The following is a 19,379-nucleotide window of genomic DNA, read 5'->3' on the forward strand; positions in this document are numbered from 1 at the left end:
CTCACGCTACGAAATGCGCCGGGTAGCGCAAATGCCGTCGCACGACCTCGACGAAGTCGGGATCGCGCTTCGCCGCCCATACCGCAGCGAATTGCGCGACGACCCAGAAGGCGAGGCCGGCGATCCACAGCTTCAGGCCGAGACCGAGCGCCGCCGCGAGCGTCCCGTTCAAAATCGCGATCGAGCGCGGCGCGCCGCCGAGAAAAATCGGTTCGGTCAGCGCGCGATGCACCGGGACCCGAAAGCCGGCGACAGTCCCGTCGGTATGAAGAGAAGCGTTTTCCATCAGATCAGCGCTCCGCCGCCGAAGGAGAAGAAGGACAGGAAGAAGCTCGAGGCGGCGAAGGCGATCGACAGGCCGAAGACGATCTGCACCAGCCGACGGAAGCCGCCCGACGTGTCGCCGAAGGCGAGCGTCAGGCCGGTGGTGATGATGATGATCACCGCGACGATCTTGGCGACCGGGCCTTCGATCGATTGCAGGATCTGCTGAAGTGGTTGCTCCCAGGGCATGTTGGAGCCGGCCGCGACGGCAGGCGTCGACAGCGCGGCGGCGCTCAGAAAACACGCTGCAGCGCCCATGAGCCCAGAAAGTCTTGTGCCGATATGCAGCTTATTCATCTGTCTCTCCAAGTTTGACGCGCATGAGATCGGCGAGCGAATAGTCGCCGCGTTTGGTCAGCCCTTTCACGGCCGCGAGTTCGATCAATCTCCGCTCAGAGCCGCGCCCAGCTAGCACGGCGACGATCTGGATCGTCTCGGCGATCAGCGCGCGCGGCACGGTGACGACGGCTTCCTGGATGAGCTGTTCGAGGCGGCGCAGCGCCCCGAGCGCCGACCCCGCGTGAATCGTGCCGATTCCGCCCGGATGGCCGGTGCCCCAGGCCTTGAGGAGATCGAGCGCCTCCAGCCCGCGCACCTCGCCGATCGGAATGCGATCGGGCCGCAACCGCAGCGACGAGCGCACGAGGTCGGAAAGCGAGGCGACGCCGTCCTTGGTGCGTAGCGAGACGAGATTGGGCGCCGCGCATTGCAGCTCGCGCGTGTCCTCGATCAGGACGACGCGGTCGGAAGTCCTGGCGACCTCGGCGAGCAATGCGTTGACGAGCGTCGTCTTGCCGGTCGACGTGCCGCCGGCGACAAGCACATTATTGCGCTCGGCGACGGCCGCCCGCAGAATCCTGGCCTGATCCTTCGGGATGATTCCCGCCGTGACGTAATCATCGAGCGTGAACACCGCGACCGCCGGCTTGCGGATGGCGAAGGCGGGCGCAGCGACGACAGGAGGCAGCAAGCCTTCGAAGCGCTCTCCCGTTTCCGGCAGCTCCGCCGAGACCCTTGGCGCGCCCGCATGAACTTCGGCGCCGACATGATGGGCGACGAGGCGGACGATCCTTTCGCCATCCTCGGGCGAGAGCGTCGCACCCGCCTCTTCCAGACCGCTCGTCAGCCGATCGAGCCAGAGCCGCCCATCGGGATTGAGCATGATCTCGACGACGCCCTCGTCGTCGAGCCATTCCGCGATCAACGGCCCGAGCGCCGTGCGCAGCATACGCGCGCCGCGCGTCGCCGCTTCCCTATGTTCGGATCGAGCCGCCACATCTTTCCCCGGTTCTCTTCGAATCGCCGATCGGCGGCTCGAAACCGGGGACGATTAAGAAAGGCCCGAAACGCTCGGACGCAACAAGCAAGTCAGGGGCGTAGGGTTCTGGCGCGCAATGACAGGGAAACGGAAAGATCGCGGGTCCCGTCTTCCACTTCTGACCCCTTGCGGACTCCCCGGGACTTATCCAAAAATCGCTGTCTGCACTTGGGCACCGGAAGCCGACGAATAAGGACGACGCGATTTTCGCCTTGCCAAAGTACTTGCGGTTCGGTCTGATGGCATAGTTTGCTCACTTGGGTTCTGAAGCTGGATTAAGTGCCGACGCCGTTATGACTCCAGATCTCGTTCTTGATAAATCCGATCCCGGCGACGATGTCGCCGCGCGCTTTGATTATCAACACTCGTACGCAGCAATAAACGCCATTGGTTTGATTATCAGCGACGACTATGTCGAGGTTATATGCGAGAATCATGAGGATTATTTGCTAAAGAACAATGTTGGAAAATTCATCGGCAAACAGATCAAGACGCGGAAGATCACGTTAGCGCCGTTTAAGGCGGGAGATCCACAGGTCGCGAATGCCCTGGAAAAGTTCTGCCTGCTGGACCAGAAGTTCCCGGGCTGCTTCGAAGGTTTCGACCTCACCACAAACCACGCATTCTGGGAGAATGAGCAATCGCCGAGCAACCTCCCCTGGCTTCTGACCACGCTCCAGCAGCGCGGTGGCATTAAGGGGCTGCGCGAGAACAACCCGCTGCGTCAGTTTGTCAAAGGGATCGCAGGCAGTATCGGGCTCAGCCCTCAGGATGTGGCCACCACGCTAATCAGGACGACCGTTCGCGGTCACGCATCGGAAATCACTCACATTCGCAGCAGCGTGCAGGAAGCGCTTTGCGAGTGCCCCGGCATAAAGGACCTCCCCTATGCCACGGTCGCTGTGATCGCCAAGGCGGTCGTACAGCTTGCGCGGGACGCTTCGGCCAAAGCGCTCCGGGGGCCGATAACGGAACTGTTCGCCCCGGGGACCGACCTGAAGAAAGCGGTCGATGACCAACTCCTCGCCGGAAAGCGCATTTGCAAGGCCGATGTTCTCGCCGTCATTGACCAATTCAAAGGAAGCAGCAAGCCGTACCAGGATATCGATGTCTCCACGCTTGTCACGCCTGCCGATGCTCCGTCCGATCTGGTCGTTGCATTTCGCAAATTGGCTAAGGGCGGCGTTGAGGCCGCGCGGGTAACGAACATCGAAGATCGTGTCCGTTCGTTTGAAAAGTTGTTCATCGAATGGTGCCAGAAGTACGGAGCGAACGAAGCCAAAAAGCGCTACAACAACGTGCTAGCGGCGGTGCAATTCGAAGCCGCCGAGGCGCATGCCAGCGCGGAGAAGGGCGCGGAGCCTTACGGCTCCGTAATGTACGGCGCGCTTGCCGAGCGCCTGAAGGTGCGCGCCAAGGCCGATCGCGACCAGCTGTACGGATGCCGTCCCGAACACCTGATCGGCGCGGCGGGAGTCCTCACGCAACAGTGCAAGACCTGGTGGTCGCCGCGGTTTGATGTCGCTGAGGACGTGCCATGAGCCTGGACCTCATCGAGATCGTCACAGCACTGGACCGGGATGAGGACGTGCATCTCGCCCGTATTATCGTCCTGCTCAAAGCCTTCTCGATGCCCGACGCACCGGCGATTGAGGGCATCACCAAGTTGGCAAAGCTCGATTTCCTGCTCCGCTATCCCGCTTGCCTCGAGAAGGCTCTAATCGCGCGAGGGGTATCGCCCAGGAATATTCCGGTGGACGACTTCGAGCGGCTGACGATCGAAGCCCGAATGATAAGGTACCGCTACGGCCCGTGGGATCACCGCTATCGCCGTTTCCTCAACATTCTGGTAGCTCGCCGCCTTGCCATAGTTCGCACCGACGGGCGCACAATCCAGATCGACCTTACGGTGCAGGGGAGCGATCTCGCGAAGAAACTGATCGAATCGCCCGGATTCTCGCGGGTGTACGAGCGAGCAGTCTTATTAAACAAGCATCTCAATCTTAAGGCACGCGCGTTGATGGAGTTCATCTACGAACAATTCCCTGAACTGACTTCGCTGGAGTTCAACGAGGGGATCGCGTTTACGGGGGAGGCTCCATGAACCTAGTGGTGGAATCCCTTGTCTTGCTATGCAAGCAAAGTGAGGAACGTGTCCATTTCGGTCGCCGGCTCTCATTCTTCCATGGCGAGATGTCGACAGGCAAATCCACGATCGCAGAGCTAATCGACTATTGCCTTGGCGGCTCGCTGCAAAAGACGCCCGCTATCCAGAGTGAACTTGTCGGGGTTCAGCTCCAAGCATTAGCTGGCGATACGGCCCTGCTGATCGAACGCAATCCCAATACCATCACCTCGGTTGAGGTGAGTTGGGAACGTGAAGGCGAGGTCGGACGCGAGAACCTTCCCCTTCAGTCCGGTGAAGAGCCGATCATCGGCAATGAGATCTACAATTACAGCGATTTCCTCTTGCGCAGCCTCGACATACCGGTGCTGAAGGTCCGCAAGCGTAAGGGAGACCCGGAGTCGGCGCTCCAGCGTCTGAGCTTCCGGGATTTCTATAGGTTCTGCTATCTCGACCAACCCGATTTGGACTCCAGCTTTTTCCTACTCGACCAGCCTATCCGGCAGGAGAAATCCAAAGATGTCCTGCGATACGTCTTGGGATTTCACAGCGACAGGCTGAATGAGTTGCAGGCCGAACTCTCCGAAGTCCGCCAAAAGCAGCGCACGATGCGCGAGGCGGCTAAGCAAATCGACGAGTTTCTCCATCGGTACGGCTTTGCCTCGAAGGCGACGATCGAGTTCGAGATCGACAAGCTCAACGACGAGGAAGAAAAGCTAGACGAGGAGATTGAAAACCAGGGCAGCGACGATCTCCCGGCTGCAACCGTGGCCGAAGAAGACCAGTACCTAATCAACGCGCTTTCGGAAGCGATCACATCAAAGGCGGAAGCGATCGCGGATATCAAGCAGCGCCTGAAAGAGCAGGAGTCGCTCATCGCTGAGTTCATCGCGATGAAGTTCAAACTCGCCCGGTCATCGACCGCGTCCGAACTGTTGAAAGGCGCGGCGTTTCACGCCTGTCCCGCTTGCGGAACAGAGGTCAGCCAGAAGAGTGACGGCGCGCATTGCGTGTTGTGCAAATCGGACCTCGCGGAAGCACCCGGCGGGTTTGGAAGCGACAATGCCGTGATGGAACGCGATCTGTCCGATCGCATCGACGACCTGAAACGGTCCGTTCAGCGCCTGAAGAGATCACACGATCGGCAGAGCGAAGAGCTGAGTGCGCTGACGACCAAGCGCGCCGATGCACAGCGAAGCGTCGATTTCGCCCGCAGGCAGGTCGAGTCTGAATACATAAAACGCGCACGACGGCTTGAGAGCCGTCGCGGTGCGATCAGGGAACGGCGCAGCCTGCTGGTGCGCATCATGGGCATGCCCGGCGAAGTGGAGGGCAAGCTGAAGGAAGCCGATACGCTGTCGACAATGATCAGCAAACTAGAACGGGAAATACAAACCGAACAGGGACGCTTCGAAGCCGGCCGGGAGAACGTCAATGCGCTGGAGAAGAATTTCCATGCGCTACTTCGCGCTATCCACTTTCCGGAAATCAAGGCCGACGACAAGGTCTTCCTGAACCAGCGCTCCTGGTTCCCTTACCTACATCCGAAGGGCAATGAATCCCTCGCCTGGACATTCAGTGACGCCGGCTCCGGCGGGAAGATGGTCCTCTTCAAGATATGCTTCGCGCTTGCGTTGCATCAGACGGCCGCACAGCGGGAACTGCCCTTGCCAAGGCTTATCGTCATCGACTCGCCGATGAAGAACATCACCCCGGATGTCAATCCGGAAATATTCAGTCACTTCTACACCGAGCTTTACAGGCTGCTAGAGAGTGATCTCAAGTCATGGCAATGTATCATGATTGACCAGACGCTATTTGACCCTCCATCCACCCTTGAGGCTCATATTGAGCGCCTCATGACAAACGACAACCCCGACCGTCCGCCGCTCATAGGCTATTATCGGGGCCATTAATTACTAGCCGGCTTGAACCGCCCCGGTCGTTTGCCGGATCATTTTGGTTTGGGGGTGGCGCCGAAGCAGCTGCCTTCGCACGCGACAGCACCAAAAACGGATCGTCGCCTTCCGGCCCATTTGCGAATTTCATTGTTTCATCGCAGAGCGTCCGCTCTTGGCGCGACGCGGCCATGCGCTTCGTCAGGCCGCGTCGCCCGTTGCCTTCAGGGTTCTACTTGCTCTGAAATGCTAAGCGCATTGTCGACCTCGATTCCGAGGTAACGTACTGTGCTCTCCAGCTTAGTGTGACCCAACAGGAGATGGACGGCACGCAAATTTGCCGTCTTTTTGTAAATTTGAAAGGCCTTCGTCCTCCGCACGGAGTGCGTTCCGTAGGCCGAGCTATCGAGCCCGGCGCTCGCCACCCATTTCTTTACAATGCGAGCATGTTGCCGGGGCGAGACTTGAGAGTGTTTCGCGGATCGACTGGGAAAAACATATCCGCTGTTGGTTACTCCACGCCGATCAAGCTATTCCTGGACTGATAATCGTGATTGCTCGGTCAGCTCGAATTGCACCGAGTGGCTAGTTTTCTTTTGGATCACGACCGCGGGCTGCCGAACTTTACCGCCCGCGCAAACGTCGTTCACTTGCAAGCGCACGAGATCGCATCCTCGCAGCTTGCTGTCGATGGCAAGATTGAACATGGCCAGATCACGCTTGCGGTGTTCGAGTTGTAGACGAACACGAATGGTCCAGACGTCTTTCGGTCGTAACGGGTGCTTCTGGCCTAGCAGGCGTCCTTTATTCCAAGGGCGACAAATTTGGGTTGGCGTCCGAATAGGAAGGTAGCACCGAGCGCCTCCATCAGAGCCGACCCCTCCCACCTCGACGCCCTCAAAGCAGGCTCAGAATAAATTAGGCCTCCTTGCCACTCACCAGTGCAAAATCTGACCGGTTGCGGACTTCCTGGGCCACGCCGAGGATGACCGCTTCGCGCCCATTGCAGTCATTCCGGACATTCTGCCGATTGCCCAAAAGCTGACGCTTGACCTGACAGATCGGTTTAGATTGCGGACGCAATTTACCCGACGTTCTGCGTGGCGTCGATGAACTTTTGTAGAAGCGCGTTGGATTGCGCTGTTCATTATTCTTGCCTCGTCGACGTTTCCTACTATGGTACGAAAACACTTTGTGGTTGAGGGGCTTGGATGGACAATAAAACTCTTGAGGGGCTGCGAGAACTTGTTCTGCCCGACGAGTTCGAGATCGACCGAGTAGAACAGGGCGTGGTCGTTCAGCGATTGAAATCCCCGAGCAGGGTCGTCGGGGCCAGTTTTTCACCTTTGAGGTATCGAGGCGCGACATGCCGTCGAGCAGTCGCCATGCTGGAGGACGACAGCAAACTCGTTCTCGAATTCGCGTCGTTCAATGACGAGTATGCCGACGTCTCTCCTACTGCCATCTTGAGGGGCAATCCTGTTATCGACGGCACCCGCCTGTCCTGGGAGCGAGTAGCATTTCTGTCAGGAGATGGTGATCTGGCTGCTGCTGCAATCGCACGGGAGCAATGTCGCACTGCCTGGAAGGCGTCTGGGATCAACTACCGAAGCGAACTGCTCGACGCCGAAGGACAGCTGATTGCGTCAGGCCTGCGGCTTCCTCAGTCGGGGGCACTCCATGCGATTGCAGCCCATTGGACCACAGGATCGGAAAAGGCGCTGGTGGTTATGCCGACCGGCACTGGAAAAACAGAGGTGATGATCGCCGCAGCGGTCGAGGCCGCCTGTGATCGGGTTCTCATTATTGTTCCAAGTGATGCGCTGCGATTGCAGACGGCAAATCGCTTCGCATCCTACAGTGTTTTGCAACACCTCGGCACAGTGACCGACCTCCCCAACCCAGTAATTGGTCTCCTCTCGTCGAGACCGACCCCGGAGCAATTCCCGGCGATCGAGGCCTGCAACGTCGTAGTCGCCACGATGAGCGCCATCGGTTTAGCCAGCGAAGACACACAAAGGCGCCTTGCCGCGCTCTTCTCGCATATCTTCTTTGACGAGGCCCACCACATTGAGGCGGCCACGTGGAAGAGGTTCCAGAAGGTCATAGATCGCACGATCGTTCTGCTGTTCACGGCAACTCCCTTCCGCGAGGACGGGAAGAGCCTCGATGGTAAGATGATCTATGAATTTCCCTTAGCCCTTGCCCAGGCACACGGCTTCTTCCAGAATATCCGATTTAAGGAGGTCTTCCAGCCCAACGGTCTTCTTTCAGATGCCTCTATTGCGGAAAGTGCCGTTGAGGCGCTGAGGGAAGACCTTGCCGCTGGATACGACCACATCCTGATGGCTCGCGCGAGCACGATCAATGCCGCCGATGACCTGTATCGCCAGGTCTACGCCGGGTATGAGGATTTGAATCCGGTCGTGATCCACAGCCGGACGCCCAACCGCCAGGGGGTGCTTTCGGACATAAGGGCGCGGAAGCATCGCATAGTCGTGTGCGTCAACATGTTCGGCGAGGGCTTCGATCTTCCTCAGCTGAAAGTGGCGGCACTGCATAGTCCGCACAAGAGTCTTGGTATTACGCTCCAGTTTATCGGACGTTTCGCGAGGACCACGGCCAACGTCGGCCCGGCTACCTTTATCGCGAACACTGCCGACGACGGCGTCTCTGAGGCTCTGGAAAGTCTCTATCTCGAAGACGCCGACTGGAACGCGCTCCTGTCCGATCTCAGTTTCAGTGCCATCGACTCGATGGCCAGACTCTCAGATCTTGTCGAGCACTTGGAGACACCGGCTGCTGCCGCCGACGAGGAACTGGATATCTCGGCGCTCGCTCTCCGTCCCAAACTTAGCACTCAAGTGTACCGGACAGACCAGTTCGAGCCCGGGCGCTACGCCAAGGCATTCCGTGCGGCCCAGAAGGTTCATCAGCCCCAGATCAGTTTGCGCGACAATTTCCTTGTCCTAATAGTCAACCAGAAGGATGGGCTGGACTGGACCGACTCGAAGGACATCTCGATCGATAGCTGGGATCTATTCATCGCCAAGTACGATCCGGAACTGCAGCTGCTGTACATTCATAGTTCGAGGAAGGGAGACGCCGGCGGTACCCTTGCCAAGGCGATCTCACATGATTCGGTCCTCATCAAGGAGGAGGAGGTATTCAAGGCGTTCAGCGGGCTGAAACGCCTGGTGCTTCACAACGTCGGGCTATCAAGCCTCAGCCGCAACGTCCGGTACCAGATGTTTGCCGGGCTGGATGTTCGGAATGCGATCGACCCGCTGCAGCAGCAGTCGAAGCGGAAGTCCAACATAACCGGTGTTGGCTATGAGGAGGGCACGCGTCGCAGTGTAGGCTGCTCCCGAAAGGGTAAGATCTGGTCGCTTACGTCGGGTACGCTCGCAGACTGGATCGACTGGTGCGATAGCATTGGAAAGAAGCTTGTCGATCCCGCTGCGCGTCATGACGACTTCCTGAGGCATACCCTCATTCCGACAGCCATCGTTGAACTGCCGAACAGCGAAGCTCTGCTTGTGGACTGGCCGGATCAGCTCTTCGAGAGCTCGACTTTTCGGTTTGAGGTACGGGCAGCAGCCACCACGTTCGGGTTCCACGACTGCGAACTCGACCTAGTCGAATGGGCGCCGGGAGACAGCTTCACTTTTGTAATCAAGTGCGGAGAGGATGTGTCGACTACTCTGAGGCTGACGCTTCGGGAAGATACGCCTGATATCGATGGCTATCTTGTTGAGAAGCTCGAAGGACCTGACGCTGAGATCGATGCTACAGGAGAACGGGCTTCGGTACAAGACTTCTTCCAGGCCAATCCCCCTCTGGTCCGCCTCGCGGATGGCTCGCAGCTGTCCGGTAACATTCTGCTTAAGCCCCAAGAGGAACTTCCCGAACTGTATGATCTCGCCAACCTGTCGTTCTTGGATTGGCGCGGGGTCGATCTCGCCAAGGAGAGCCGCTGGAAGAATGGCGTGTTTCGTGAGGATTCGATCCAGCATCGATTTGTCGAACATCTGCTTGGAGGGCCGGCTACCTTCATCATCGACGACGATGACACCGGCGAGAGTGCGGACATCGTGGCGATCGAGGAGACGGATGACACTATCACCGTTTTTCTCTGGCACCTGAAATACTCGCGGGCAGAGATGGGGCGTCGGGCCGACGATCTGTACGTCGTTTGCGGTCAGGCTCAGAAGGGGGTGAAGTGGACATGGAGTCTGAAGAACCTCATCAACCACCTGACTGTGCGAGAAACATCGCATCTCAAGGGCCGGGATACCCGCTTCGTCCGGGGCAGTCTGGGTGACCTTGCAACCCTTCGAAAGGCTTCCCGACGCAAGTTCGTTGAATACCGCATCGGGATCGTGCAGCCGGGCCTCAACGGTGAAAACATACCAGCGGAGCATCTGGCGCTTCTGGGTGCAACTAGCAGCTTCATACAGACTGTTACCGGGCGGCCTCTCTTGACTGTCGCAAACCGGGCCGATCCAGCTCAGGGTTGAACGGACGCTAGAGCGCGCTGCGAAAGAGTGAGAACCGGCTTTTTCGCATGAAGCGCGCTCTATACCTTTAGAATCGATCGCGTCGCCTGCGTTCAAGCGATTCCGCCTAAACGCAGCGCGATCTAGATCGTTCAGCCGAGGGGGAATACTGCGGCCAAAGCGAACCGGTGGCTTTCAGGAGCTTTCCGGTGGTGCAGAGTGTCCTAAATGGAGTTGGAAGCGCCCTATCGGCAGCGCGCCCCAACTCGGTCGTTCGGCGGCTACGCTATGACTCCAAAACCGGTCATCCGTCCATCTTCATACACCGCTAGATAACTACCCGCTTGATCTCCTCGACGAGGGCGGGGACAGCTCATAGGCTTCGAGAGGTGCAGAACGCAGCCAGCTGCGCGCTTCTGCGATGGTCATCGCCTTATTCGCCGTTGCGTCGTTGAGGATAGCCGCGGTAACCTGAGTGTGAATCGGCATGGAATAAGGACCCCGTTTTCGGGGTGATCGGCATCCAATCGGGACCCCCGGGGCTGAGGGTCCACATTGGCCTCCTTTTCGAGAGAGGCCGGGGTTGGGATGCTGAGCAAAGGGTTCGGCAACACCATGACATCGACGCTCTGGCGTTTCGTTGAGCAGGCGCATGGCCGCCGGCCCATGGTCGCCCTGGCGACCGGTCACCCGCATCCGATGCGCCGAAAGCCTGGCTTTGATCCTACCAATCCCTGTCGGTACTGTGTGGAATCCCCACCGTTCCGTGAGCGGTTCGGGACGACTTTGCAGGTCGATCTGTTCTCGGCCATCGCCAGATATTGCGTAGTTCAAGGTGGAGATCCTGGGTCAGAGCGAATTAGTTCTGTCCGATCTGAATGGCGAACCTCACCTGTTCGGCTTCGAGACGTTTTTCAACAGTCACGAGGCCTTGACGCTTGGCGTGTGGATGAAGCCGCATATCAAAACAACACCGGTGTCGATTTTCCTACGAACAAAAGTGTAATATCGTATTTCAACTATCGTTAAGCAGGGACGGCCATGCCGAAGAACATCGTCATACTGCTTGATGGAACATCGAACGAAATCTCTGCTGACCGTACCAATATCCTGCGGCTGTACGGAACGCTAGAAAAAGGCGATCGACAACTCGTCTACTATGATCCCGGTGTAGGGACCTTCGGAGCCGAAAACGCATGGCTGCGGTTTTGGAGAAAGGCCGTCGAGATCTGGGGCCTGGCCACCGGCTGGGGCCTCGATCACAACGTCAAGGAGGCTTACCGGTTTCTGGTGGAGAATTATGACGATGGACGTCGCGGAGGAGGGGGCCAGAGTTCCCGCGACAGCATCTATATATTTGGCTTCAGCAGGGGAGCCTATACGGCCCGCGTGCTTGCCGGTTTCATCCATGCGGTAGGTCTGATCGAAAAGCGAAACCTGAACCTGCTCGACTATGCCTATAGCGCCTACAAGGGCATCGGGGAGAACGGCGAGGACAAGTTCGGAGAAGTCCGCCTCTACGAACGTATCCTCGCCCCGGATCGCCCGCCAATACGTCTGCTTGGCCTTTTCGACACGGTCGCCTCGGTCATCGAGCACGGTCGCTATGGACCTCGGCTACGTTCCCACGCCCATACCAAGCGCAACTGGAGCGTCGAGAGCGTGCGCCATGCAGTAGCAATCGATGAACGCCGCACAATGTTCAGACCACAGCTTTGGCCCGAAGGTGAGGAGTACTGGGGCAACCCATTCAACAAGGCCGCCGCCAAACCTCAGGACGTCCGCGAGGTATGGTTCGCCGGTGTTCATGGTGATGTCGGTGGCGGCTATCCTGAGGCCGAAAGCGGTCTGGCCAAGGTGGCCTTACAATGGATGGTCGAGCAGACCGGCCCCTTGGGGCTGTTCTACCGGACGCAAACGGTCAACGAACTCGTCTTGGGCCGAAATCCCGACCAGCAATACATATCTCCGGATCCGCACGCTAAACCGCATAATTCGATGAGCTGGGGTTGGGGTGTACTGGAGTTCCTTCCGCAACGGCGACGTAAGCTCGAGGATGGTTCTAAGGGCAGCAAGCTGACCATTCCCCTGTTCGCCCGTCGCTCGATCCCGGCTGGCGCGCGCATTCATCAATCGGTGACTGATCGCGCCAATGGCGGTGATCGGCCGCCAAACATGCCGGCAGATTTTCTGATAGAGTAAGGACGAAATAGCGAAATAGGAGGCTGGACCTGCAGGTGGCTACAGGGCGTCATTTCCGCCGGCTTCACCATCCCTGGTTCACTACGAAGATATCGCAATGTTTTTACGCAGACTGACACTCACCAACATTCGCTCGATCGGCTCGCTCTCCATTGGCTTTGAAGAGCAGCCCGGAAAGTCACGTCCATGGACCTTCCTGCTCGGCGAGAATGGCTCGGGCAAGAGTACTGTCCTGCGTGCTGTTGCATTGGCGTTGGCGGGAAGTGAAGCCTTGCCAGAGATTCTGGGGGATCTCGATTGGTGGATCCGGGAAGGACAGGATAGCGCCAGCATCGAGTTGGTTCTTGCGACCGCGAACAATGAACTGCGTCGCGCCGAGCTGAAATTCGTGCGCGGGAGCGGCACATTGCGGTTCCTCACCGACAACCAGGATAGTTTGCGCGAGCTGGACGACGCACTTCGGCACGCGGCGAGGAACTACTTTGTCGTCGGCTACGGCGTGAATCGACGGATGGCGCCCGACAGCCAAAGCATTGCACCGAACAGCTCCGCCTACAGAACAAGCCGATCGCAGAATGTGGCGACACTTTTCTCCCAGAACTCAGCGCTTGTTTCGCTCGAGCAATGGGCGATCGATCTCGACTACCGGCGCGGCGACAAAGGGTTGGACCTTGTTCGCAGTGCGCTGAATAAGCTGCTCCCCGACGTCAAATTCGCCGGCGTTGACAAGGAGCACAGGCGTTTGAGGTTCAAGACACCGGATGGCACCTTGCCACTCGAGCTCTTGAGCGACGGATACCAGGCCATGGCCGCTTGGTGCGGGGATCTGCTTTTCCGCGTTACCGAAACGTTCAAGAATTATAAGGACCCGCTCAACACGCGAGGGCTCCTGCTGATCGATGAACTCGATCTGCATCTCCACCCTGTCTGGCAAAGGCAACTCGTCTTTTTTTTGCGAGCTACCTTGCCGCGGTTCCAAATTATCGCGACAACCCATTCACCGCTGACCGTCCACCAGGCCAGCGCTGAGGAACTCTTCATATTGAAGCGAGGAGCATCGCCTACCGTCGGAGTGGCCGTTGAGAAATTCGCCGGCGCACCGAACAAGCTCACGCTCAGCCAGCTGATCCAGAGTCCTATATTCGGTCTCGACACCCTCGATTCCCCGCAGATAGCTGAAGTTCGCCGCAATCTGAGGGCGCTGAAAGGCCTTCCTGTGAGTGATCAGAAAGGCCGAACGGCGACCGTTAAGCCCGCTTCCACCGCAGCTGGCCGCGCCCAACAGATTCGAGCCTGGGAAGCGAAGTTGGACGGCGCTCCCGACCGCGAACAGGTTCCTGCCTACCTGAAGCCCACCAACCTGTTGCTTGAACGTATCGCCAATGAACTGCAGGGCAAAGATGGCGATGAAGGAAGAGGAGCTGTCCAGAAAGCTGTCAGGACTGTGTCGCGTGGGAAAGTGCGGCCCGCGACCGGCAAGCTGAAATGATACCACTGGTCAGGAAACGCCAGGCCTCCGCGTTCCCCAAGGACTTCCTCGGTGACAGGCTGAAGGCGAAGCACCTCGATCTGGTGGATCGTTACTACACGAGCATGGAGAGCGACAAACCGATCGCGTTTGCATCCGGCAAATGGAAATCAGCCAAAACCAAAGTCCGGGCCGACAGTGCCAAGAAATGTGCCTACTGCGAAGCTTCTACGTCGGTCGTTGCACATGGTGACGTCGAGCATTTTAGACCAAAGGCGCTCTATTGGTGGCTGGCCTACGACTTCGACAACTATCTGTTTTCATGCCAGATCTGCAATCAGATCTACAAGAAGGACTTCTTTCCCGTAACGCCTGAGAACCAGCGTTTGCCGGGACCAGCCATGCCAGCGGCTAGGCCTGTCGATCCCGGTGACCTTGCGGTGTTGTCAAAAGCTCTCGCGATTGACGGTTCTCTGTCCGATGACGGCCTCGTCAGGCAGCGATGGGCAGCCGAGGACGCCGATCTGGTGCATCCCTACCTTGAAGATCCGACAACAATTTTTGGCTACGAGGCAGACGATAGCAACGAAGAGGTGTGGATTCGGCCAGGCGCGCATGCCAAGTCGGATCGCGCCTATGCTGCTGCCGAGACCTATCTGGGGCTCAATCGTGAAGAACTACGACGGGATCGATATCATCACTACAGTTTTCTGGCGATCATGAAGCTTGCGATGTTGGACAATGAAATCTCGCAAAGCACTCGTACCCGCATCCTTAAGGAATTCGAGAGACTAGCAGACACGACAGCTCCATATGCAGGAATGAATCGCTTTTTTCTTAGAGCTTGGCGTATTTTTACCTAATCAACACGGTTTGCCTTTCGAAGGTTACATGAGACCGCAGAACTGCATTGCCCTCTCGACAACGGCGTCGTATCAACCATTCAGCGCGAAAGCGGACAGTCCGTTGCCGGCTCCATTTGAGACATTAATTGCCTCGTCGCAGAGCGTCAGCAGCTGGCGCATAGTCGACTATTGGGCAAGGTCGTTCGCCTCAGGAACGATATCGAATGCGACCTCTTTCGAGAGACGCTGTCCTTTGGCGATCCTCCGCCCCAGCGCTTGAACGAAACTCTCATATCGTTCTCGCGCCTTCGCTTGCGCGGCAGCTTGCGCGTCCTCGGGCAATGGCGGCGTGGCGGTCAGCCAGGCGCGAATGTAAAGCGCCTGTGCCTCATTGCCGATCGCGACATCGCGTTCGAGACGTTCGATCGCGCGCGTCAGCCTGTCGAGCCGCCGGGTAATCGCGGCCTCGCGCTGGTCGGCGGCGTCAGGGGAGAGGAAGGAGGCGAGCGCGGCTTCGACGATGGTCGATTTCGACAGGCCGCGGCGCCCCGCGAGGTCGTCGAGCTTCTTGAGCAACGCGGCGTCGAAATAGCAGTTGAGGCGGGCTTTCATGAAATGTCCTCAGAGTTGCAGGCCATCGCCGGGATCGAGAGTAGCCTGGCGGGCGATCGAGCCCATTTGGGCGCCAAGCGCCTGCGAGGTGACGACGCGTCGATCCGGCTGGTCCTCGCCGAAAGCGAATTCCTGTCGCGATGCAGGAAATTCCGGCGAAATCGCTTCATGCGCCGGCAGCATCGGTTCCCGTCGCACGCCGCTGTTTTCAGAATCCTCCTGGGCGGCTGGCTTGGCGTCAACCGACTTGGATGTCGGGCTCTGGCCTTGTGACGGCAGCGCTAACCAGCCCTCGGCGCTTTGGCTGGCCTCGGCTTGTCTGGCGCCCGATGGCTGAGGCGGCGGGAGAATGCGGGCGCTGAAGCGTTTGTCTTCATAATAGCGCGCCTTCCTGGCCCGCATCGGCGGCGCGCCGGAGACGAGCACCAGCTCTTCATTCTGAAGAAGCTGCATCACTTCGCCGGGCGTCAGGAGCGGGCGCGCCGTCTCCTGACGGGAGATCATGAGATGGCCAAGCCAGGGCGATAGCCGATGGCCGGCGTAGTTTTTCATGGCGCGCATTTCTGTGGCGACGCCGAGCGCGTCGGAGACGCGTTTCGCCGTGCGTTCGTCATTGGTGGCGAACGCGACCCGCACATGGCAATTGTCGAGGATGGCGTTATTGGCGCCATAGGCCTTTTCGATCTGATTGAGCGATTGGGCGATGAGGAAGGCCTTGAGCCCATAGCCCGCCATGAAGGCGAGCGTCGATTCGAAGAAGTCCAGTCGACCAAGCGCCGGGAATTCGTCGAGCATCAGCAGCAGGCGGCGCCGGTTCGATTGTCCTTTGAGCTCTTCCGTCAGCCGGCGACCGATCTGGTTGAGGATCAATCGCACCAGCGGCTTGGTGCGGCTGATGTCCGAGGGCGGCACAACCAGATAGAGCGTCGTCAGCCCCGGGCCGGAAACCAGATCGTCGATCCGCCAGTCGCAGCGCGACGTGACCCCGGCGACGACAGGATCCCGGTAGAGGCCGAGAAAGGACATGGCGGTGGAGAGGACGCCGGAGCGCTCGTTCTCGCTTTTATTGAGCAGCTCGCGCGCGGCCGAGGCGATGACCGGATGCGGCCGGTCTCCGAGATGCTTCGTTCGCATCATGAGGTGGAGCGTTTCCTCTATCTGCCGCTCCGGGTCCGAAAGAAAATTGGCGACGCCCGAGAGGGTTTTGTCCGCCTCGGCATAGAGAACATGCAGGATGGCGCCGACAAGCAGGGAGTGGCTGGTCTTTTCCCAGTGATTGCGGCGCTCCAGAGCGCCTTCCGGATCGACGAGGATGTCGGCGACATTTTGCGCGTCGCGCACCTCGGCGTCGCCGCGGCGGATTTCGAGCAGCGGATTATAGGCGGCGCTTTCCGGATTGGTTGGGTCGAAGAGCAGGACGCGGCCGAAGCGGGCGCGCCAGCCCGAGGTCAATGACCAGTTCTCGCCCTTGATGTCGTGGACGATCGCCGAGCCTGACCAGGCGAGAAGCGTCGGCACGACGAGGCCGACGCCCTTGCCGGAGCGGGTGGGCGCGAAGCAGAGGACATGCTCCGGCCCGTCATGACGCAGATAGGACTTGCCGAATTTTCCGAGGACGACGCCGTCGGGACCGAGCAGGCCGGCGGCTTTGATCTCCGCTTCGCTTGCCCAGCGGGCGGAGCCGTAGGTCGTCGCGAATTTGGCTTCGCGAGCGCGATGGACGGAAAGCCCGATCGCCGCGCCCATGGCGACGAAGGCGCTGGCCGTCGCGATGCCCGCTCCTTCGAGGAACACCTCCGGCGCATAGGCGTCGAACTGATACCACCACAGGAAGAAGAGCGGGGGCAGGTAGATCGGGAGGCCACGCCCGAGAACGAACCAGGGGGAGCCGAGCTGCGGCTGGAAGCCCAGGCGCCAGGCGGTCCATTGCGTCGCCGCCCAGACGCCAAGCAGGACGATAAGGAGAACGAGCGCGATCTGGCCCCAGAGAATCTTGGTTCCGGACATGCCATCAAGGATCGCGGCGAGGGGCGACAGGAAGCAAGAGGCGCAAGGAGCTGGTCGAAGAATATCGCAGCGCCGCGCACAAAAACCGACACTTCATCGAGCAAGAGTCAGATTCCCAGCCCCCGTTTCCGGCCAAAACTCCAGTCGACGCCGCCGCCCGGCGACATGACGCCGGAGATATGACGGCCGAGTTTTGATTCGAGCGAAGGCGACCAGGGGACGAGCTGGAATCCGAGCCCGTCGTCGATCATGGCGAAGCGGCCGGAAGCGAGCGCCAGCCGTTGCCGATAGATTCCGGCGACAGAAGCCCCTTCGGCTTTGGGCTGGTACGAGAGTCCGGTCTCGCCCGCTAGCTTGCCGCCGATCGCTTCGAGTTCCCGTCGCCGGAGCGTCCCGAGCAGGTCGCGCGCAAACATCACGCGCTGGCCATCCCGCCGGGCGAGACCATTCACAGAGAGATGATCGATCCGGGCCGAGAGCGCTTCGCGCACGTCCTGGCCGAAACCGGCATGGGAGAGCCACGTCTCGGAGCGCTCGACGAGCCGGCGGTCGAGCCAGGTGGCGCCTTCCGTCTGGATTTGCTCGGCGAGCGACAAATCCGATCGCACGGCGAGGGCGATCCGCTCCGCGCCCCTCGCGTCGGTGAAGCGCCGCAATTCGACGATGGCGCCGGGCGTGGCGTCGGAGGTCGCCTCGATAGTCGAAAAACGCAAATGATGGGCGCGCCCGTCGACGCCGTCGACAATGGCGTAGGCCTTTTCGGTCAATTCGTCGGAAAGTCCGCGCGCGACCAGTCGGCCGATGATCGACGGACTATCGTCCTCGCCATGAATCGAAAAATCCGCGACGCCTCTCGCGATCCTGGCCTCGCCGAGGGCGCGGTGCATGGTCTTGATGATGTCGCCGCGCAGCCCGAGGTCGCGCAATGTGCTCTCGGCGTTCTCGGCGAGCGTCCATTGCGCCGGACCGGCCAGGAACGCCAGACCAAGGCGCTGGAGCTTCTGCAATCGGCCGATCTTGTAGCGGTCGATGTCGGCATTCCAGCCATCCGCGCCTGGCCGAAGATCGACGACGCCATTCTCGTCGACGCTCGCAGCGATGGCGCGATCGAGCCGCGTCCAGCGCTCGGCGTCGACTTCCCGCGTCAGATCGTCCGCGATCTCGCGCTCGGGCTTTGGCCCCAATTCCAATCCGACGAGATGTTCCGCCCGGGCGCGCATTCCATTCGAGATATAGTCGCGGGAGATGACGAGGTCCTTCCCGTCGTCGGCCTTGCCGCGAATGAGAAGATGGATGTGGGGATTGTCCGTGTTCCAGTGATCGACGCCGATCCAGTCGAGCTTCGTCTCGAGGTCGCGTTCCGCCTCGCGCATCAGATCGCGGGCGAAGGCGCGGAGGTCTTCGAGTTCCATGGCGTCTTCAGGGCTGACGATGAACCGGAAATGATGCCGGTCGTCCTTGCACCGCTCGGCGAAGGCGCCGGCGTCCGCCCGGTCGGAACCTGCATCGAACATGCAGGCGCGTTCCTCATCGCGCGTCACCCCCTCGCGCTTGAGATAGGCGATATGGGTCGCGAGCGGCGCCGATCGGAAGGCGCGCCCCTTGTTGCGGACGACGCGGGCCTTGACGACGACGCGGCGGGCGGTCGAAAGCAGTCCCCAATCCAGGGCGAAGGCGCGCCCTCGGCCGCGACCGAAGGTCGAGCGCCGCTTTGCGCCGAGTTGGCCATGCGTCGCGACGCCGCCGGCTCTGTTGGCGGCGATCAAGACCTGCGCGACGAAACTCCGGGAGGATTGGCTTCGTCCTCTTTGGCGAATGCGCCCGGGGCGCAGGCGAAGATCGTTGTCGCCGTCGTTCATCGCGTCCTCGATCCGCGACCAGCGCCGTCACGATTCAAGGAATATCGGACCATCGCCGCTTCTTCGGCACGGCGCCCGACCGAGCGGCACGGGTAAAGGCCTTGCGCAGCAAGGTCTGGCGCGCCGACCGTGCCGTCTTTTCTATCTTGCCTTCGGTCGTTCGTTGGCCTTCGTTCATCCCGCCTCTTGTCCAAAGGCGCGAGAGACTGCGACAACATGCGC

General features: G+C 59.6%; 14 protein-coding genes and 1 pseudogene. 7 read left to right on the forward strand and 8 right to left on the reverse strand.

Annotated features, from left to right (window positions below; translation table 11 throughout):
- Position 1: 1 nt before the first annotated feature.
- From MMG94_RS19855 to trbB, 3 genes are read right to left on the reverse strand one after another with little or no spacing between them, the layout of a single operon-like run.
- Positions 2-286 carry a VirB3 family type IV secretion system protein gene (locus MMG94_RS19855; RefSeq protein ID WP_016922038.1) on the reverse strand — a complete coding sequence of 95 codons (285 nt, stop codon included), beginning with the start codon at positions 284-286 and terminating at the stop codon, positions 2-4.
- Positions 286-582, reverse strand: coding sequence for a TrbC/VirB2 family type IV secretion system protein (locus MMG94_RS19860; RefSeq protein ID WP_085985273.1), 297 nt, complete (start codon positions 580-582; stop codon positions 286-288). The genes MMG94_RS19855 and MMG94_RS19860 overlap by 1 nt, the downstream gene beginning before the upstream one ends.
- A gap of 31 nt (positions 583-613) precedes the next feature.
- Complete coding sequence (gene trbB, locus MMG94_RS19865; RefSeq protein ID WP_016922040.1) at positions 614-1,552, reverse strand: P-type conjugative transfer ATPase TrbB; 939 nt, start codon at positions 1,550-1,552, stop codon at positions 614-616.
- A gap of 383 nt (positions 1,553-1,935) precedes the next feature.
- Here trbB and MMG94_RS19870 point away from each other — a divergent pair, with 383 nt between their 5' ends.
- The 3 genes from MMG94_RS19870 to MMG94_RS19880 are packed head-to-tail and all read left to right on the forward strand — an operon-like array spanning position 1,936 to position 5,683.
- Complete coding sequence (locus MMG94_RS19870; RefSeq protein ID WP_016922041.1) at positions 1,936-3,183, forward strand: dsDNA nuclease domain-containing protein; 1,248 nt, start codon at positions 1,936-1,938, stop codon at positions 3,181-3,183.
- On the forward strand, positions 3,180-3,746 hold the full coding sequence (locus MMG94_RS19875; protein WP_016922042.1) for a hypothetical protein: 567 nt from the start codon (positions 3,180-3,182) through the stop codon (positions 3,744-3,746). The genes MMG94_RS19870 and MMG94_RS19875 overlap by 4 nt, the downstream gene beginning before the upstream one ends.
- On the forward strand, positions 3,743-5,683 hold the full coding sequence (locus MMG94_RS19880; protein ID WP_154420384.1) for an ATP-binding protein: 1,941 nt from the start codon (positions 3,743-3,745) through the stop codon (positions 5,681-5,683). The genes MMG94_RS19875 and MMG94_RS19880 overlap by 4 nt, the downstream gene beginning before the upstream one ends.
- Positions 5,684-5,889: 206 nt before the next feature.
- Here the strand turns inward: MMG94_RS19880 and MMG94_RS19885 are convergent.
- Positions 5,890-6,507 (reverse strand): annotated as a pseudogene (locus tag MMG94_RS19885) (tyrosine-type recombinase/integrase).
- Positions 6,508-6,876: 369 nt separating this feature from the next.
- On the opposite strand from MMG94_RS19885, the gene MMG94_RS19890 reads away from it, so the two are divergent.
- From MMG94_RS19890 to MMG94_RS19905, 4 genes are all read left to right on the forward strand, one after another.
- Positions 6,877-10,185, forward strand: a complete 3,309-nt coding sequence (locus MMG94_RS19890; RefSeq protein WP_081495740.1) for a DEAD/DEAH box helicase — start codon at positions 6,877-6,879, stop codon at positions 10,183-10,185.
- Between the two features lie 1,020 nt (positions 10,186-11,205).
- Positions 11,206-12,366, forward strand: a complete 1,161-nt coding sequence (locus MMG94_RS19895) for a DUF2235 domain-containing protein (protein ID WP_016921740.1) — start codon at positions 11,206-11,208, stop codon at positions 12,364-12,366.
- Positions 12,367-12,463: 97 nt separating this feature from the next.
- Positions 12,464-13,855: an AAA family ATPase gene (locus tag MMG94_RS19900; protein ID WP_016921741.1), complete on the forward strand. Its 1,392-nt coding sequence runs from the start codon at positions 12,464-12,466 to the stop codon at positions 13,853-13,855.
- Positions 13,852-14,697 carry an HNH endonuclease family protein gene (locus MMG94_RS19905; RefSeq protein WP_016921742.1) on the forward strand — a complete coding sequence of 282 codons (846 nt, stop codon included), beginning with the start codon at positions 13,852-13,854 and terminating at the stop codon, positions 14,695-14,697. The genes MMG94_RS19900 and MMG94_RS19905 overlap by 4 nt, the downstream gene beginning before the upstream one ends.
- Positions 14,698-14,865: 168 nt before the next feature.
- On the opposite strand, the gene MMG94_RS19910 is transcribed toward MMG94_RS19905, so the two are convergent.
- The 4 genes from MMG94_RS19910 to MMG94_RS19925 form a co-directional block, all read right to left on the reverse strand.
- Positions 14,866-15,291 (reverse strand): ribbon-helix-helix protein, CopG family, encoded by a 426-nt coding sequence (locus MMG94_RS19910; RefSeq protein ID WP_016921744.1) that lies wholly within the window; start codon positions 15,289-15,291, stop codon positions 14,866-14,868.
- Between the two features lie 9 nt (positions 15,292-15,300).
- Positions 15,301-17,298: a conjugal transfer protein TraG gene (locus MMG94_RS19915; RefSeq protein WP_016921745.1), complete on the reverse strand. Its 1,998-nt coding sequence runs from the start codon at positions 17,296-17,298 to the stop codon at positions 15,301-15,303.
- A 107-nt stretch (positions 17,299-17,405) separates the two neighbouring features.
- Positions 17,406-19,157 (reverse strand): relaxase/mobilization nuclease domain-containing protein, encoded by a 1,752-nt coding sequence (locus tag MMG94_RS19920; protein ID WP_016921746.1) that lies wholly within the window; start codon positions 19,155-19,157, stop codon positions 17,406-17,408.
- A gap of 34 nt (positions 19,158-19,191) precedes the next feature.
- Positions 19,192-19,335: a hypothetical protein gene (locus tag MMG94_RS19925; protein WP_016921747.1), complete on the reverse strand. Its 144-nt coding sequence runs from the start codon at positions 19,333-19,335 to the stop codon at positions 19,192-19,194.
- Positions 19,336-19,379: the final 44 nt, after the last annotated feature.

Origin of the sequence: Methylocystis parvus OBBP, from assembly GCF_027571405.1 — a bacterium.
Taxonomy (GTDB): domain Bacteria; phylum Pseudomonadota; class Alphaproteobacteria; order Rhizobiales; family Beijerinckiaceae; genus Methylocystis; species Methylocystis parva.

Excerpts from the sequence above, each read along its gene's own strand:
- trbB (WP_016922040.1), bottom strand. The coding sequence starts at position 1,552 with ATGCTGCGCACGGCGCTCGGGCCGTTGATCGCGGAATGGCTCGACGAC.
- MMG94_RS19895 (WP_016921740.1), top strand. The coding sequence starts at position 11,206 with ATGCCGAAGAACATCGTCATACTGCTTGATGGAACATCGAACGAAATC.
- MMG94_RS19880 (WP_154420384.1), top strand. The coding sequence starts at position 3,743 with ATGAACCTAGTGGTGGAATCCCTTGTCTTGCTATGCAAGCAAAGTGAG.
- MMG94_RS19910 (WP_016921744.1), bottom strand. The coding sequence starts at position 15,291 with ATGAAAGCCCGCCTCAACTGCTATTTCGACGCCGCGTTGCTCAAGAAG.
- MMG94_RS19875 (WP_016922042.1), top strand. The coding sequence starts at position 3,180 with ATGAGCCTGGACCTCATCGAGATCGTCACAGCACTGGACCGGGATGAG.
- MMG94_RS19915 (WP_016921745.1), bottom strand. The coding sequence starts at position 17,298 with ATGTCCGGAACCAAGATTCTCTGGGGCCAGATCGCGCTCGTTCTCCTT.
- MMG94_RS19860 (WP_085985273.1), bottom strand. The coding sequence starts at position 582 with ATGGGCGCTGCAGCGTGTTTTCTGAGCGCCGCCGCGCTGTCGACGCCT.
- MMG94_RS19925 (WP_016921747.1), bottom strand. The coding sequence starts at position 19,335 with ATGAACGAAGGCCAACGAACGACCGAAGGCAAGATAGAAAAGACGGCA.
- MMG94_RS19870 (WP_016922041.1), top strand. The coding sequence starts at position 1,936 with ATGACTCCAGATCTCGTTCTTGATAAATCCGATCCCGGCGACGATGTC.
- MMG94_RS19920 (WP_016921746.1), bottom strand. The coding sequence starts at position 19,157 with ATGAACGACGGCGACAACGATCTTCGCCTGCGCCCCGGGCGCATTCGC.
- MMG94_RS19900 (WP_016921741.1), top strand. The coding sequence starts at position 12,464 with ATGTTTTTACGCAGACTGACACTCACCAACATTCGCTCGATCGGCTCG.
- MMG94_RS19855 (WP_016922038.1), bottom strand. The coding sequence starts at position 286 with ATGGAAAACGCTTCTCTTCATACCGACGGGACTGTCGCCGGCTTTCGG.
- MMG94_RS19890 (WP_081495740.1), top strand. The coding sequence starts at position 6,877 with ATGGACAATAAAACTCTTGAGGGGCTGCGAGAACTTGTTCTGCCCGAC.
- MMG94_RS19905 (WP_016921742.1), top strand. The coding sequence starts at position 13,852 with ATGATACCACTGGTCAGGAAACGCCAGGCCTCCGCGTTCCCCAAGGAC.